12 protein-coding genes are annotated in these 13,820 nt (G+C 69.9%); 7 read left to right on the top strand and 5 right to left on the bottom strand.

The window, feature by feature from the left end; all coding sequences use genetic code 11:
- The first annotated feature begins 35 nt into the window (after positions 1-35).
- From ABD056_RS11885 to ABD056_RS11870, 4 genes are read left to right on the top strand one after another with little or no spacing between them, the layout of a single operon-like run.
- Positions 36-953, top strand: coding sequence for an ABC transporter permease (locus tag ABD056_RS11885; RefSeq protein ID WP_343866895.1), 918 nt, complete (start codon positions 36-38; stop codon positions 951-953).
- 1 nt (position 954) lies between these two features.
- Positions 955-1,848, top strand: coding sequence for an ABC transporter permease (locus ABD056_RS11880; RefSeq protein WP_343866893.1), 894 nt, complete (start codon positions 955-957; stop codon positions 1,846-1,848).
- Positions 1,848-2,870: an ABC transporter ATP-binding protein gene (locus ABD056_RS11875; RefSeq protein ID WP_343866891.1), complete on the top strand. Its 1,023-nt coding sequence runs from the start codon at positions 1,848-1,850 to the stop codon at positions 2,868-2,870. Before ABD056_RS11880 ends, ABD056_RS11875 begins: the two co-directional genes overlap by 1 nt.
- Positions 2,867-3,838 (top strand): ABC transporter ATP-binding protein, encoded by a 972-nt coding sequence (locus ABD056_RS11870; RefSeq protein WP_343866890.1) that lies wholly within the window; start codon positions 2,867-2,869, stop codon positions 3,836-3,838. The genes ABD056_RS11875 and ABD056_RS11870 overlap by 4 nt, the downstream gene beginning before the upstream one ends.
- A gap of 34 nt (positions 3,839-3,872) precedes the next feature.
- Here ABD056_RS11870 and ABD056_RS11865 read toward each other — a convergent pair whose 3' ends face one another.
- Positions 3,873-5,984 carry a methyl-accepting chemotaxis protein gene (locus ABD056_RS11865; protein WP_343866888.1) on the bottom strand — a complete coding sequence of 704 codons (2,112 nt, stop codon included), beginning with the start codon at positions 5,982-5,984 and terminating at the stop codon, positions 3,873-3,875.
- A gap of 487 nt (positions 5,985-6,471) precedes the next feature.
- Here ABD056_RS11865 and ABD056_RS11860 point away from each other — a divergent pair, with 487 nt between their 5' ends.
- On the top strand, positions 6,472-7,317 hold the full coding sequence (locus ABD056_RS11860) for an IclR family transcriptional regulator (protein WP_343866886.1): 846 nt from the start codon (positions 6,472-6,474) through the stop codon (positions 7,315-7,317).
- Positions 7,318-7,327: 10 nt separating this feature from the next.
- Here ABD056_RS11860 and ABD056_RS11855 read toward each other — a convergent pair whose 3' ends face one another.
- The 4 genes from ABD056_RS11855 to ABD056_RS11840 are packed head-to-tail and all read right to left on the bottom strand — an operon-like array spanning position 7,328 to position 11,284.
- Positions 7,328-8,125 carry an oxepin-CoA hydrolase, alternative type gene (locus ABD056_RS11855; RefSeq protein ID WP_343866884.1) on the bottom strand — a complete coding sequence of 266 codons (798 nt, stop codon included), beginning with the start codon at positions 8,123-8,125 and terminating at the stop codon, positions 7,328-7,330.
- Complete coding sequence (locus ABD056_RS11850; protein WP_343866882.1) at positions 8,122-8,556, bottom strand: PaaI family thioesterase; 435 nt, start codon at positions 8,554-8,556, stop codon at positions 8,122-8,124. Before ABD056_RS11850 ends, ABD056_RS11855 begins: the two co-directional genes overlap by 4 nt.
- A complete protein-coding gene (locus ABD056_RS11845) occupies positions 8,553-10,127 on the bottom strand; it encodes a class I adenylate-forming enzyme family protein (protein ID WP_343866880.1) in 1,575 nt (524 codons plus the stop codon). The genes ABD056_RS11850 and ABD056_RS11845 overlap by 4 nt, the downstream gene beginning before the upstream one ends.
- Positions 10,124-11,284: an acyl-CoA dehydrogenase family protein gene (locus ABD056_RS11840; protein WP_343866879.1), complete on the bottom strand. Its 1,161-nt coding sequence runs from the start codon at positions 11,282-11,284 to the stop codon at positions 10,124-10,126. The genes ABD056_RS11845 and ABD056_RS11840 overlap by 4 nt, the downstream gene beginning before the upstream one ends.
- A 140-nt stretch (positions 11,285-11,424) precedes the next feature.
- Between ABD056_RS11840 and ABD056_RS11835 the strand changes: the two genes are divergently transcribed.
- Both ABD056_RS11835 and ABD056_RS11830 read left to right on the top strand, forming a co-directional pair.
- A complete protein-coding gene (locus ABD056_RS11835) occupies positions 11,425-12,201 on the top strand; it encodes an enoyl-CoA hydratase-related protein (protein WP_343866877.1) in 777 nt (258 codons plus the stop codon).
- A gap of 27 nt (positions 12,202-12,228) precedes the next feature.
- Positions 12,229-13,791 (top strand): 3-hydroxyacyl-CoA dehydrogenase, encoded by a 1,563-nt coding sequence (locus ABD056_RS11830; protein WP_343866875.1) that lies wholly within the window; start codon positions 12,229-12,231, stop codon positions 13,789-13,791.
- The last annotated feature ends 29 nt before the right edge of the window (positions 13,792-13,820 follow it).

Below are 13,820 nucleotides of genomic sequence, written 5' to 3'. Positions count from 1 at the left end.
TCCATGCAGGTTAGCGCGAGACAAAGGGTGATGCCGTGGCAGCCTTCGTGACCAAGCGCCTGGCGCTTGCTCTGCTGGTGGCGATCTTCGTGTCGTCGATCAGCTTCAGCCTGATGTTCCTGACCGGCGATCCCGCCATCGCCATTGCCGGCGAAGGGGCGACCGAGGCCGACATCCAGGTGATCCGCCGGACCTTCGGCTTCGACCGGCCCTTCATCGTCCAGTACTGGGACTGGATCTCCGGGGCGGCCATGGGCAACTTCGGGCAGAGCTATTACTTCAACCAGCCGGTGGTGGACCTGCTGGCGGAGCGCATGCCGGTGACGGCGACGCTGGCCGCCTTCAGCATCGCCTTCGCCCTGCTGCTGGCCATTCCGCTCGGCATCCTGGCGGCGGTGAAGCGCAATTCCCTGGCCGACCGCCTATCGCTGGCGCTGGCGACGGTGGGGCAGGCGACGCCCAGCTTCTGGCTGGCGCTGATGCTGATCGTGCTGTTTGCGGTCACCCTGCGGTGGCTGCCGGTGTCCGGCTCCAGCACCCTGGCGCATTTCATCCTGCCGTCCATCGTGCTCGGCTACTACGCCTCGCCGTCGATGATGCGGCTGACCCGTGGCGGCATGATCGAGGCGCTGCGGTCCGACTACATCCGCACCGCCCGCGCCAAGGGCATGCTGCCGCGCACCATCATCCTGAAGCACGCCCTGCGCAACGCCATCCTGCCGGTGGTCAGCGTGGCGGCGGTGGAGTTCGGATTCATCCTCGGCGGATCGGTGGTGGTGGAGAGCGTGTTCTCCCTGCGCGGCATCGGCTACCTGGCGTGGGAGAGCATCGGCCGCAACGACTTCCCCACCATCCAGGCCATCATCCTGGTCTACGCCATGATCTACGTCTGCCTGACCTTCCTGGCCGATGTCCTCAACGCCTGGATCGACCCGCGCATAAGGGTGGCCTGACATGACGACAGCCTATACGATTCAAGACGTCGCCGGCCCGTCGCCGCGCACCCTGATGTGGCGGCGCATCACCGGCCACGTCGGCCTGATGATCGGCCTCGCCGGTCTGGCGGTGGTGGTGGCGGTGGCGCTGCTGGCGCCGTGGCTGGCGCCGCACGATCCCTACACGCAGGACCTGTCGCGCCGTCTGGTGCCGCCGGTGTGGGCGGAGGCGGGCAGCTGGCAGAACATCCTCGGCACCGACGCCCTCGGCCGCGACTATCTGTCGCGCCTGCTGTACGGGGCGCGGGTGTCGCTGCTGATCGGGTTCTTCGCCGCCCTCGGCTCCGGCCTCATCGGCACCACGCTTGGCCTTCTGGCCGGCTATTTCGGTGGTCGGGTGGACAGCGTGGTGACCTTCCTGGTCTCCGCCCGCCTCGCCTTGCCGGTGGTGCTGGTGGCGCTGGCGGTGGTGTCGCTGTTCGGCGGTTCGCTGACGGTGGTGATCGTGGTGCTGAGCCTGCTGCTGTGGGACCGCTTCGCCGTCGTGGTGCGGTCCGCCACGAAGCAGGTGCGCGCCAACGACTACATCAAGGCGGCCCGCGCCGTCGGCTGCAGCACCAGCCGCATCCTGCTGCGCGAGGTGCTGCCCAACCTGGTCAGCACCCTGGCGGTGGTCGGCAGCCTGGAGGTGGCGCATGCCATCCTGCTGGAATCGGCGCTGTCCTTCCTCGGCCTCGGCGTGCAGCCGCCGACCCCGTCTTGGGGGCTGATGGTGGCGGAAGGCAAGGGCATGATCTTCTTCGACGCCCGTCTGGTCGCCATCCCCGGCGCCGCCATCGCCCTGCTGGTGCTGTGCATCAACCTGATCGGCGACGGCTTCCAGGACGTGGTCGCCCCGCAGGGAGGATCGTGATGGGCTCGACCGAACCTCTTCTGACGGTGAGGGACCTGTCGGTCTCCATCACCGTGCCGGCCGGCATCCTGGCCGCCGTGCGGTCGGTGAGCTTCACCCTCGACCGCGGTGAGACGCTCGGCATTGTCGGGGAGTCCGGCTGCGGCAAGTCCATGATGTCCATGGCGATCATGGGCCTGCTGCCGCCCCATGTGGCGGTGCGGGCGGAAACCCTGCGGTTCGAGGGCATGGACCTGCTCGGCCTGCCGGAGCGGCGCATGGCCGACCTGCGCGGCGACCGCATGGCGATGATCTTCCAGGAGCCCATGACGGCGCTCAACCCGCTGCTGACCATCGGCGAGCAGCTGACCGAAACCTACCGCCGCCACCGCACCGCCGGCCGGCGCGAGGCGCGGGAGAAGGCGCTGCATCTGCTCGACCGCGTCGGCATCGCCTCGCCGGAGCGGCGCCTCGGCCAGTATCCGCACCAGCTGTCGGGCGGCCTGCGCCAGCGGGTGATGATCGCCATGGCGCTGATGTGCGACCCCGACCTCATCATCGCCGACGAGCCGACGACGGCGCTCGACGTCACCATCCAGGCGCAGATCCTCGCCCTGCTGGCGGAACTTCAGCGCGAGAGCGGGGCGGCGATGATCTTCGTCAGCCACGATCTCGGCGTCATCTCCCGCGTCGCCGACAAGGTGAGCGTCATGTACGCCGGCAGCGAGGTGGAAGGCGGCAGCACGGCGCAGGTGTTCGGTGCGCCCGCCCACCCCTACACCCAGGGCCTGTTCCGCTGCCTGCCCAACAGCGGGCTGGTGGCGCGCGGGGCGCCGCTCGGCTCCATTCCCGGCGTGGTGCCGTCGCTGATCGGGCAGGTGTCGGGGTGCATGTTCCGGCCGCGCTGCGCACTCGCCCGCGATGCCTGCCTGGAGGCCATTCCCACCGCCGTCGTCGGCGACGGCCACCGCGCCCGCTGCGTGGCGGTGGCGGCCGCCTCCGCCACCGCGACGGCTCCCCAGCTGGAGGTTTCGGCGCCATGATCCGCACCGGCGACCCGATCATGAAGATCCGCGACGTCACCCGCACCTTCCAGGTGTCGCTGGGGATGTTCCGTGGGCGGCGGCCGCTGCATGCCCTGCGCGGCATCACCCTCGACATCCCCAAGGGGCAGGTGATGGGGCTGGTGGGCGAGTCCGGCTGCGGCAAGAGCACCCTGGCGCAGATCCTGCTCGGCCTCGACCGCCCCACCGGCGGCGAGATCCTGTTCGAGGACCGGCCCATTGCCGACTACGGCCGCAAGGTGTTCGGCAGCCGCATCCAGCCGATCTTCCAGGATCCCTATTCCTCGCTCAACCCGCGCAAGACGGTGCGCCAGTTGATCGAGATGCCGCTGGTGGTCCACGGCAACCGCGACAGCGCCGACCGCGAGCGGCGGGTGCGGCGGATGCTGGACCTGATGGGCATGCCGTCGCGGGTGATCGACGCCTATCCGGCCCAGATGTCCGGCGGCCAGCGCCAGCGCATCGCCATCGCCCGCGCCCTGGTCACCGAGCCCGACGTGGTCATCTGCGACGAGCCGACCTCGGCGCTGGATGTCTCCGTGCAGGCGCAGGTGCTGAACCTGCTCATGGACCTGCGGGCGGAGTTCAACCTGACCTACCTGTTCATCAGCCACGACCTTGGGGTGGTCGAGCATATCTCCGACCGGGTGGCGGTGATGTACCTCGGCCAGATCGTCGAGGAAGCCGATGCCGAGACCCTGTTCCGGGCCCCGGCGCACCCTTACACCAAGGCGCTGCTGGCCTCCATCCTGGTGCCCGACCCCCATCGCGGGCCGCCCTCGGTGCCGCTGAAGGCGGTCCAGCCGGACCCGATGAACCTGCCCCCCGGCTGCGTCTTCCACCCCCGCTGCGCCGAGGCGGTGGCGGCCTGTGCGGTCACGGTCCCGGAGGAAGTGACCCGCCACGGCCACCGCGCCCGCTGCACCATGGGGCTGCCGGCGGCGTGAGGTGACGGGGGGCGCGGCGCGGCGCGGGAGTCGATCAGGCGGCGCGGATCTGCGTCAGGAACTCCTCCACCTGATGGCGCAACTGCGCCGCCTCCCGGCCGAGGGCTTCGGAACTGTGCAGCACCGTGCCGGCGGCAGCGCCGCTTTCCCGGGCGGCTGCCGATACGCCCTCGATGTTGTTGGTGACTTCCTGGGTGCCGCCGGCCGCCTGGGCGATGTTGCGGGCGATTTCCTGCATGGCCGCGTCCTGTTCCTCGGTGGCGGCGGCGATGGCGGTAGAGATGTCCTCGATGCTGCGGATGGTCTCGGCGAAGTTCTCGATGGCGGAGACGGACCGGAGTGTCGCCTGCTGCACTTCGGCGATCTGCCGCGTGATGTCTTCGGTCGCCCGGCTGGTCTGGCTGGCGAGGCTCTTCACCTCGTTCGCGACGACGGCGAAACCCTTGCCGGCATCGCCCGCACGGGCCGCCTCGATGGTGGCATTCAGCGCCAGCAGGTTGGTCTGATCGGCGATGTCGCCGATCAGGGTAACCACGGTGCCGATGCTGTCGACGGCGCCGGCCAGGCCGCGGACGATGGCGGTGGTCGCGGCGGCCTCCTTGACGGCCGATTGCGCCACGGTCTTGGCCTGTTCCACCTGACGGGCGATCTCGGCGGTGGAGGCGGTAAGCTCCTCGGTGGCGCTGGCCACCGTCTGGACATTGGCCGAGGTTTCCTCCGCCGCAGCGGCCACCGCGCTCGCCTGGCGGCTGGTCTGCTCGGCGGCCGCCGATACCGACTGGCTGGCCTGCTGCATGCTGTCGGCGGCGTTCGACACGTCGGTGACAACGGCGCCGACGCTTCGTTCAAAGCGATCCGCCAGGTCGAGCATGCTGCGGCGGCGTTCGGCGGCAGCGCGCTCCTCGGCCGCCACCTGTTCCTTCTTCATTTCTTCAACGCGACGGGCGTTTTCGGAAAAGATGCCCATAGCCCCCGCCATGGCGCCGATCTCGTCCCGCCGGTCGCGATCAGGGATCTCCACGCTCAGGTCGCCCTGGGACAGCCGGTTCATGGCGCTGGTCATGCGCGACAGCGGCTTGGTGATGCTGCGCGAGAAGGCGAAGCCGACGGCCGCGATGAGGACCAGGACAACGGCGCCGGTCGAAAGCAGGACCGTGCGCAGGCGTGCGACCGGTGCAAACACCTCCGCACTGTCGGATTCGGCCATCAGGCCATAGGTGACGCCCTGGAAGGTGAACGGCGCATAGGCAGAGACCACCATCTCCCCTCGATAATCGCGCAGTTCCTCAACGCCGGTGCGGCCGGCGAGGGCACTGGTGGCGGCGTGGCTGTCGACCTTGGTCGTCAGCAGGGTGGGCTCGGTCGCCAGCCGCGAGTTCGACCGCATCAGGCGGTCGGGGCCGATGAGGTAAGTCTCCCCGGTGCGTCCGAGGCCGCTCGCCTCCTGCATGACGGCGTCAATGCGGTCGATCGGCATCTGGATGGCAAGGCTGCCGAGCAGGCGGCCACGTTCGTCATGCACCGGTGCCGCCAGGAACCCGGCCGGCGCTCCGTTGGAGGGTGCATAGGGCGCGAAATCGACAAAGGCGTGCCCGGTGCCGCTGCCGTTCCGCACGCGGCGGAAGGCTTCGGCAAGGCCGCTGTTGGAGAACTGGCCGCGCACCAGATCGGTGCCGAGGTCCGCTTCCTTGAAGACCGTGTAGACGACCCGCCCTTCGGCATCCAGCAGGAAGACGTCATAGTAGCCGCTTTCTTCCTGCAGGATCTTGAACCAGGGGTGGCGCCGCTCGTGAACCGTCGCGTAGTCGCCGAGCCCGGCCGCCGCGGCTTCCTTGCGGACATACGCCGCCTGCAGCGCCGCCTCCGGCGCGGGCAGGCTGGCGTAAGCGGTGGTGAACTCCTCCAGCGCCGCGACGACGACCGGGCTGGCGGCCGTCACCGTGAGGTCCTGGCGGATCGCCTCGAAGTACTGGGAGATCGTGGCCAGTCGGGCGTCGCGCACGGCGGTCAACTTGTTCTGGGCCGCCTCCTGCAGGGCATCGGAAGCCCGGTCGTAGGAGATCCATGTCGTGGCCCCGACAGCAATCGCAGCAGTGCCAATAATAAGCGCAGGAAGTTTCGTTGCGATCGACAGCATGCGGAGCATCAGACCTTGTTCCTTCCTCGAACCTATCCGGATGGACAGTTCGTGGGAGTAGATGACACAAACGAAGTATCCCTTCATCCTTTTCCTGACGGATCCTCATGCTTAAAGCGCAGGGGAGGTTGGCCTGAGGATTATTCGGAGGAATGATGCGGGCGGCGACAGCTGTTGGTGGGGCGCGGGCGAGGCGACCCTGGGGCTTTTGTGTTTAGGGTTGACGTGTGCGGCGCGGTGCTCGCTGGGATTGCGCCGGAAATTGCCCTCGCCGAGATCAGCCTATCAGGGGGCGGGCGGGGGCAGGGTGGTGACGCGGTTCAGGATGGCGGAGCCGTCGTAGCGGTCGAGGGCGGTGCGGCGGCTCCCCATGCCTCGGGGCCGGTGGTGCCAAGTTGGTACGATCGTGCGGCGGGCGTCGTCCCCTCTTAAACCAGTTTCGCATCGCGAAATCGCCCGCTATACAGGGGGAGACGCAGTGGCGAGGGGGATCGGCATGAGCACGCGCAAACCCTGGCGCACTCGGGTGAGCCCCGAGGATGGCGCCGAGCCCGGGGATGAGGACGGCGGCAAGAACCGCCAGTTCATCACCGCCCTGGCGCGTGGGCTGGATGTGCTGCGGGCTTTCGATGCCGACGACCCGATGCTCGGCAACCAGGATATTGCCGCCCGGACGGGCCTGCCGAAGCCCACGGTCTCGCGCATCACCTATACCCTGACCGAACTGGGGTACCTGCGGTGGGACGCCAAGCTGGAGAAGTACCGGCTTGGGTCGGCCGTCCTCGGCTTCACCCAGGCCTACATGGCCAGCATGGTGGTGCGCGACATCGCCCGGCCGCACATGCAGGATTTGGCCCAGGATACCGGATGCACCGTCGGCCTCGGCGACCGCGACCGCCTGAGCATGGTGTGCGTCGAGGTGCAGCGGGCGCTGTCGAACGTCATCCTTCACATGGATACCGGCACCCGCCTGCCCATTGGGCGCAGCGCCATGGGCTGCGCCTGGCTGGCCCACGCGCCGGAGGGGCAGCGCCGTCATGTCCTGGATGCTCTTGCCGCCGCCGAGGGGAAGGACTGGCCGGCCCTGCGCGACCACATCCAGCAGGCGGAGAAGGAAATCGCCGACACCGGCTTCTGCCTCGGCGTCGGTACCTGGATGCCCGACATCGTTGGTGCCGGCTGTGCCTTTGTCTCCGCCGACGGGCAGACCGTCCATGCCTTCAACATCGGCGGCCCGGCGTTCGTGGTCAGCGAGGCCCGCATGCGGGACGACATCGGCCCGCGGCTGGTGGCCATGGTGCGGGCCGTGCAGGCGGACGCTCAACGGCGTGGCTACCGCTAGGCGTGGCGCCCTACCGCGGACGCCACTGCGGCCGGCGCTTCTCCAGGAAGGCGGTCAGGCCCTCGCCGGCCTCCGGGTGGTGGACCGCCTCCGTCAGCAGCTCCGCCTCCAGGTCCAGCTGGGTGTCGAGGTTGTGGCGCAAGGCGCTTTCCAGCAGCCGCTTGGCCCGGCCGAGCGCGGCGCGCGGTCCGTCCGCCAGCCGCTCCGCCCAGGCCAACGCGTCGGTGTACGCTCCGCCGGGCTCGGTCAGGCGGTTGACGAGGCCGAGGGCGTGCAGCCGCTCCGCCGCCACAGGAGCGCCCTCGAACAGCATCTCGGCCGCCAACGGCGGCGGCAGGGCACGGGCGAGGAAGGCGGAGGCGCCGCCATCCGGGTTCAGACCCACCTTCACATAGGCCATGGAGAACCGCGCCTCGCGTGCCGCCACCACCAGATCCGCTGCCAGCACCAGCGACCAGCCGGCGCCGGCCGCCGATCCTTCCACCGCCGCGACCACCGGCAGCGGAGAGCGCCGCAGGGCGCGGATGAAGGCGTGCAGATGCTCGATGGATTCCCGCTGCACCGCCGGCGGTTGCTCCCGCCGCGCGCGCAAACGGGCGATGTTGCCGCCCGAGCAGAAGGTGCCGCCGGCGCCGGTCAGCACTACCGCGCCCATCTCCGGGTCGGCGTCGGCGTCCTGCAGGGCGGCGAGCCCGGCGATGTAGACGGAGGGGTGCAGGGCGTTGCGCGTCGCCGGGTCGTCGAGCGTCAGCACCAGAACCCGACCCTGGCGGCGCACGTCGAGGGGGCCGGCGAGGTTGGCGCTCATCGCGGCGTGCCCTCCGCGGTTTCGCTGCCGCGGTGATAGCGGAAGGTGCCGGTGGAGGTGGCGATGGGGGTGCCGTCGCCGTCGATGGCGGTGGCGTCGACGAAGTAGAGCCGCCGCCCGCCGCCGCGCGTGCGCGCCTCCACCCGCAAGAGGCCCTCGCGCATCTGGCCCAGGTAGTTGGTAGTGAGCGACAGGGTCAGGGTGCGCCGGATGTGGCCCGGTACCGGACAGAAGCAGCCGGCATAGCCGCTGGCGGTATCGAGCACCGTGGTGAGCACGCCGCCGTGCAGCAGGCCGGCACGGTTGAGGTGCTGCGGCCCGACCTCCAGCTCCACCACCGCCCGGTCGGGTTCCCACGTAACCAGCCGGTAGCCGAGCAAGGCCTGCAGGCCGCTGCCGTTGGCCTGTTCCCAGGCGAGGTTGTCGGTCATGCCCCTGTCTCTCCGTCCGCTGCGCACATCTCCTCCGCCAGCAGGGTGAGGCGATGCTTCTGCACCTTGCCGGTGGCCGAGGCCGGCATGGCTTCCACCACGAAGATACGCTGCGGCCGCTTGTAGGGCGCCAGGCGCTCCTTCACGAAGTCCTTCAGCGCCGCCTCGTCGACGCCCGATCCGGGCACCGCTTCGACAAAGGCGATGACTTCCTCGTTGCCGGAGACACGGCGGCCGACCACGGCGCTGTGGGTGACGGCGGGATGGGCGTTGAGCGCCGTTTCCACCTCCGGTGGGTAGACGTTGAAGCCCGAACGGATGATGAGTTCCTTGGCCCGGCCGACCAGGAACAGAGCGCCGTCGGGGTCGCGGCGGCACAGGTCGCCGGTCTTCAGCCAGCCGTCCGGGGTGACGGTGGCGGCGGTGGCGGCGGGATCGCGGTAGTAGCCCTTCATGATGTTGGGGCCGCGCACCCACAGTTCGCCCACCTCGCCCTCGGGTACGTCGTGGCCGCTGGGGTCGACAATGCGCACGGTCAGGCCGGGCAGGGCAGGGCCGATGCTGTCGTCGTCGCGGCGGCCGTCGATGCGGGTCTGCGATACGGTGGGCGAGGCCTCCGTCAGGCCGTAGCCGTTGTTGAGGGCGAGGCCGAAGCGGGCCTCGATGCGGCGCTTCCAGTCGAGGTCGAGCGGCGCCCCGCCCGACGACATGTAGCGCAGCCGCGGCACCTCCAGCGAGCGGCCGGCGCCTTCCAGGTATTCCAGCAGCTTGGCGTACATGGCCGGCACGCCCTGGAACACGGTCACGCCGCCGGCCAGCGCGTCGGCCAGGTGGGCGGGGTCGAACTTGGGCACCAGCAGCAGGCAGCCGCCGGCATTGACCGTGCCGAGGAAGGTGGAGGCGAGCCCGAAGACGTGGCTGATGGGCAGTACGGCATAAACCCGGTCGTCCGGCCCGAGCGCCCGCTGGCGGCCCGAGACGATGGCGATGTAAAGCACGTTGCGGTGCGTCAGCATCACGCCCTTGGGCTGGCCAGTGGTGCCCGAGGTATAGATCATGGCCGCCACCTGACCGGCGGGGTCGTCGCTCACCGGCTCCGGCTCCGCCTCCAGGTTGCCGGCGACCAGGATGGCGCCGAAGCTGGCGTCCGTCACCTCCACCGCGCCGGCATCCGCGCCGTGGCGGGCGGCATCGCGCGAACACAGGTGGGTGAAGACCAGGGCGCGCGGCCGGCAGTGGTCGCGGATGCGCGCCACCTCCGGCGCCGCCAGCCGGGCGTTCAGCAGCACCGCCCAGGCGTCCAGCCGCGAACAGGCGAACAGGAAGGCGCCGGTCGCCACCGAGTTCTCGTTGAGCAGCATCACCCGGTCGCCGCCGCGCACGCCGGCCGCGCGCAGCACCCGCTCCGCCGCGTCCACCGCCGCGCCGAGCCCGGCGTAATCCACCTCCCGGCCGTCGAAGTCGATCAGTGCCGGGGCCGTCGGGCGCTCCCGCCGCCAGCGGTCGGGCAGCTGGTGGATGCGGCGCGGGAAGGCGGCGAGGTCAACGGTTTCGTCGCCGCCGCCGCTCATGCCTGCGCCTCGCGGATCATGTTGCGGGCGATGACCAACTGCTGGATCTGGGTGGTGCCCTCGTAGATGCGGAACAGGCGGACGTCGCGGTAGAAGCGCTCCACGTCGTAGTCGGCGATGTAGCCGGCGCCGCCATGGATCTGCACGGCGCGGTCGGCGACGCGGCCGACCATTTCCGTCGCGAACATCTTGCAGCAGGCCGCTTCGGTGGAGACGTTGATGCCGGCTTCCTTGCGGCGCGCCGTTTCCTCCACCATGCAGCGGGCGGCGTAGCTTTCCGCCTTGCTGTCGGCGAGCATGGCCTGGATCAGCTGGAACTCGGCGATGGGCTGGCCGAACTGCTTGCGTTCTATGGCGTAGCGCAGGGCGTCCTCGATCAGCCGCTCGGAGACGCCGCAGCACACGGCGCCGATGTGCAGGCGGCCGCGGTCGAGCACCTTCATCGCCGTCTTGAAGCCCTGGTTGAGGCGCGCCGGGCCGCCGATGATGGCGCTGTCCGGCACCCGCACATCCTCGAAGATGACGTCGCAGGTATGGGCGCCCTTCTGACCCATCTTCTTGTCGACAGGGCCGAGGCTGATGCCGGGCAGGTTCGCATCGACCACGAAGGCGGTCACGCCGCGGGCGTCGCGGCTTTCGGGCTCGGTGCGGGCGAAGACGGTGAAGACGCCCGCCTGCGGCGCATTGGTGATGTAGCGCTTGGTGCCGTTCAGGATGAAGTCGGTGCCGTCGCGCCGCGCGCTGGTGCGCAGCGAGCCAGCGTCGGAGCCGCTGTTGGGCTCGGTCAGGCAGAACGAGCCGATCAGCTCGCCGGCCGCCAGCTTGGGCAGGTAGTGGGCCTTCTGCTCGTCGGTGCCGTCGATGACGATGCCCTGCGAGCCGATGCCGTTGTTGGTGCCGATGAGCGAGCGGAAGGCCGGCGACGTGCGGCCGAGGCGGAAGGCCACCTGCACCTCTTCGCTCATGGTCAGGCCGAGGCCGCCGAACTCCTCGGGGATCGACAGGCCGAACAGGCCGAGGTCGCGCATCTCCTGAATCACGTCGTCGGGGATGCGGTCCTCTTCCGCCACGCGCTGTTCCAGCGGGCGGAGGCGCTGCTCGACGAAGCGGCCGACGGTGTCGAGGAGCTGGTTCAGGGTTTCGGTGTCCAACGCCATGATCTCGGACCTTCCTCGTGTTTATTTTGCATCGTGAAAAACAGTTTCGAAAAACCTGTTGCCGCCGACGGTGGCACGATCTACGATGCCCGTCAAGAATACGAAATTGAATTTCGTAGAACGAAACAAGGGAGGATCGGATGGCGGAACCCGCCGTGCTGCGCGAGACCCTGGACGGAGGCGTCGCCCTGCTGCGCCTGAACCGGCCGGAGGCGCGCAACGCCCTGTCCCCGGCCCTGCGCGAGGAGCTGGCGGCCCACTTCACCGCACTCGCCGCCGACGAGTCGGTGCGCGCCGTGGTGCTGACTGGCGGGTCGGACGTCTTCGCCGCCGGGGCCGACATCAAGGCCATGGCCGAGGCCTCGCCCACCGACATGATGCTGCGCGCCTCCGAACGCCTGTGGGCGCCGGTGAAGGACTTCCCGAAGCCCCTCGTCGCGGCCGTCAACGGCTGGGCGCTGGGCGGCGGCTGCGAGCTGGCCATGCATGCCGACGTCATCGTCGCCGGAGAGGGGGCCAGGTTCGGCCAGCCGGAAATCAAGGTCGGCATCATGCCCGGTGCTGGCGGCACCCAGCGCCTCGTGCGCGCCGTCGGCAAGTTCAAGGCCATGAAGATCCTGCTCACCGGCGAGCCGGTCACCGCCGCCGAGGCCGAGGCCATGGGCCTGGTGACGGAAGTGGTGCCCGACGACCGCACCCTCCACCGCGCCGTCGAGATCGCGGCCAGCATCGCCCGCCTGCCGCCACTCGCCGCCCGCAAGATCAAGGAAGCGGTGCTAGCCGGCGCCGACCAGACGCTGGACGCCGGCCTGCTCATCGAGCGTCAGGCCTTCCAGCTGCTGTTCGACACCGCCGACCAGAAGGAAGGCATGGCCGCCTTCATCGAGAAGCGCCGCCCCACCTTCACCGGCCGCTGAGCCCTGTCGACCAAGGAACCCGCCGTCATGACCGCTCCGTCGACCGTCCTCGACGCCGCCCGCCCCGATCTCGTCCTTGGCATCGTCGGGGCCGGCATCATGGGGCGCGGCATCGCCCAGATCGCCGCCGAGGCCGGCATCACCGTGCTGCTCGCCGACGCCCGCCGCGAGGCGGTGGACGAGGCTTGCGCCTTCGTTGCCGACATGCTCCGCCGCAAGGCCGCCAAGGGCACGCTCACCGAGGCCGAAGCCGAGAAAGCCGCTTCCCGCGTGCACCGCACCGACGCCGGCCCGGACGCCGGCTATGCCGCCTTCACTCCCTGCCATGTGGTGGTTGAGGCCGTCGCCGAGCGCATGGAGATCAAGCACGCCGTGCGCGACGGGCTGGAGGCGGCGGTGGATGCGCGCTGCATCATCGCCACCAATACCTCGTCCCTGTCGGTCACCGGATTTGCCGCCGGGGCGCAGAGGCCCGGCCGCATCGCCGGCTTCCACTTCTTCAACCCGGTGCCGCTCATGCGGCTGGTGGAGGTGATCGGCGGTACGCTAACAGAGACCTGGGCGGTGGATGCCCTCATGGCGCTCGGCCGCCGCCTCGGTCATTGGCCGGTGCTGGCGACCGACACGCCGGGTTTCCTGGTCAACCACGCCGGCCGCGCCTTCGGCACCGAGGCCATGCGCATCGTGAGCGAGGGCATCGCCTCCTTCGCCGACATCGACCGGGTGATGACCGAGGCCGCCGGCTTCCGCATGGGCCCCTTCGCCCTGCTCGACCTGACGGGCCTCGACGTGTCGCAGACGGTGATCGAGTCGATTTACCACCAGTATTACGAGGAACCGCGCTACCGCCCCAGCTACATCGGCAAGCAGCGCCAGATGGCGGGGCTCTACGGCCGCAAGACCGGCCACGGGTTCTATGAATACGCCGACGGCAAGCCCGCCATGCCGGCCGAGCCCGCCGTGCCGTCCGTCGCCGCCGACGCCCGCCCGGTGTGGGTGAGCGACCGCCACCCCGCCGCCGCCGAGCGCCTGCGCGCCGTGCTGCGCGAGGCCGGCGCCACCGTCGAAGCCGGCGACGCGCCCTCGGCGGAGGCGCTCTGCCTCGTCACCCCCTTCGGCGCCGACGCCACCACCAGCGCCGTGGATGAAGGGCTCGACGCCCGCCGCGTGGTCGCCGTCGACATGCTGTTCGACCTGCGCGGCCGCCGCACCATCATGGGCACGCCGATCACGGAAGCCACCTGCCGCGACCTCGCCCACGCCCTGCTCGCCGCCGATGGCAGCGCGGTGACGGTCATCCACGACAGCCCCGGCTTCATCGCCCAGCGCATGGTGGCCGGCATCGTCAACGTTGGCGCTGACATCGCCCAGCAGCGCATCGCCGCGCCCGAGGACGTCAACATCGCCGTCGAGGTGGGCCTCGGCTATCCGCGCGGTTCGCTGCGGTTCGGTGATGAGATTGGGCCGCGGCGCATCCTGGAGATCCTGGAAGCGCTGCACGCCTTCTACCGTGATCCGCGCTACCGCCCCAGTCCCTGGCTGAAGCGCCGCGCCCTGCTCGACGTGCCGCTGACCACCCCGGAAGCCTAACGCGCCCCCAGATCAAGACACGGACGGAA

Source organism: Caenispirillum bisanense (assembly GCF_039523075.1).
In the GTDB taxonomy this organism is placed as follows: Bacteria; Pseudomonadota; Alphaproteobacteria; order Rhodospirillales; family Rhodospirillaceae; genus Caenispirillum; species Caenispirillum bisanense.
The sequence above is the reverse complement of the archived record's forward strand: the minus strand, read 5'-3'. Positions and strand labels throughout refer to the sequence as shown.

Coding starts and splice junctions, on each gene's coding strand:
- ABD056_RS11880 (WP_343866893.1), top strand. CDS start 955: ATGACGACAGCCTATACGATTCAAGACGTCGCCGGCCCGTCGCCGCGC.
- ABD056_RS11875 (WP_343866891.1), top strand. CDS start 1,848: ATGGGCTCGACCGAACCTCTTCTGACGGTGAGGGACCTGTCGGTCTCC.
- ABD056_RS11870 (WP_343866890.1), top strand. CDS start 2,867: ATGATCCGCACCGGCGACCCGATCATGAAGATCCGCGACGTCACCCGC.
- ABD056_RS11865 (WP_343866888.1), bottom strand. CDS start 5,984: ATGCTCCGCATGCTGTCGATCGCAACGAAACTTCCTGCGCTTATTATT.
- ABD056_RS11860 (WP_343866886.1), top strand. CDS start 6,472: ATGAGCACGCGCAAACCCTGGCGCACTCGGGTGAGCCCCGAGGATGGC.
- ABD056_RS11855 (WP_343866884.1), bottom strand. CDS start 8,125: ATGAGCGCCAACCTCGCCGGCCCCCTCGACGTGCGCCGCCAGGGTCGG.
- ABD056_RS11850 (WP_343866882.1), bottom strand. CDS start 8,556: ATGACCGACAACCTCGCCTGGGAACAGGCCAACGGCAGCGGCCTGCAG.
- ABD056_RS11845 (WP_343866880.1), bottom strand. CDS start 10,127: ATGAGCGGCGGCGGCGACGAAACCGTTGACCTCGCCGCCTTCCCGCGC.
- ABD056_RS11840 (WP_343866879.1), bottom strand. CDS start 11,284: ATGGCGTTGGACACCGAAACCCTGAACCAGCTCCTCGACACCGTCGGC.
- ABD056_RS11835 (WP_343866877.1), top strand. CDS start 11,425: ATGGCGGAACCCGCCGTGCTGCGCGAGACCCTGGACGGAGGCGTCGCC.
- ABD056_RS11830 (WP_343866875.1), top strand. CDS start 12,229: ATGACCGCTCCGTCGACCGTCCTCGACGCCGCCCGCCCCGATCTCGTC.